Genomic DNA, 1,153 nt, shown 5'->3' with positions numbered 1-1,153 from the left:
ACCATGCCCGACTGCAGCGCCTCGGCCACCGTGAAGATGCGCTTCATGTCGCGGGCGTAGAAATAGCTCGCCAGCCCGAACTCCGTTGAGTTCGCCATCGCGATCACGTCCGCCTCGTTTCGGAACGTGATGATCGGGGCCAGCGGCGCGAAGGTCTCCTCCTTCGTCACCAGCATCTCCTGCGTCACCCCCGTCACCACGGTCGGCTCGAACATGGTCGGCCCGACAGATGAGCGCTTGCCCCCCGTGAGAAGCTTCGCGCCCTTCTCCAGCGCGTCCGACAGGTGGCGCTCCATCTTCTCCACCGCGCGGGCATCGATCAGCGGACCGACGGTGACGCCGTTCTCCGACCCGCGACCGAGCTTCAACGTGGCGACGCGTTCGAGAAGCTTTTGCGTGAAGGCCTCCGCCACGCCTTCCTGCACGTAGATGCGGTTGGCGCAAACGCAGGTCTGGCCGGCATTCCTGAACTTCGACAAGAGCGCCCCATCGGCTGCGGCATCCAGATCGGCGTCGTCGAAGACGATAAAGGGCGCGTTGCCGCCAAGCTCGAGGCTCAGCCGCTTGATCGTGTCGGCCCCTTCGCGCATCAGCCAGCGCCCGACATTGGTGGAGCCGGTGAAGGTGATCTTGGCGACGGTCGGGTTCTTGGTCACCTCCAGCCCGAAGCTTTTCGCATCCGTCGTGGTGACCACGGAAAAAGCCCCCTTCGGCACGCCGGCGCGTTCGGCGAGAACGGCCAGCGCCAGCGCCGACAAGGGCGTCAGTTCGGAGGGTTTCAGAACGATCGTGCAGCCGGCCGCCAGCGCCGGGCCGACTTTCCGGGTGATCATGCCGTTCGGAAAGTTCCAGGGCGTGATCGCGGCGCAGACACCGACCGGCTGTTTCAGAACCAGAATGCGCTGCGCGGGGTTGGCGCCGGGGATGATCTCGCCCTCGATGCGCTTGGCTTCCTCGGCGAACCATTCGAGATAAGCGGCGTTGGAGACGACCTCGCCTTTGGCCTCGGCCAGCGGCTTGCCCTGTTCGGCGGTGAGGATCGCGGCCAGATCGTCGGCGTTCTCGATCACGAGATCGTGCCAGCGCTTCAGGACCCCGGCCCGCTCCTTGGCGGTCTTCTTCGCCCAGTCCTTCTGAACCGCGCTCGCCGCCT

Annotated in this window: 1 protein-coding gene; it reads right to left on the bottom strand. The window is 65.7% G+C overall.

From position 1 onward, the window contains the following. On the bottom strand, positions 1-1,153 hold a 1,153-nt coding region (locus F9929_RS23870), incomplete at both ends, for an NAD-dependent succinate-semialdehyde dehydrogenase (RefSeq protein WP_152049051.1).

The sequence above is a fragment of the Aureimonas psammosilenae genome (genome assembly GCF_009176975.1).
GTDB classification, from domain to species: domain Bacteria; phylum Pseudomonadota; class Alphaproteobacteria; order Rhizobiales; family Rhizobiaceae; genus Plantimonas; species Plantimonas psammosilenae.
Note: the sequence above shows the minus strand (reverse complement) of the source record. Positions and strands in the feature narration are given on the sequence as shown.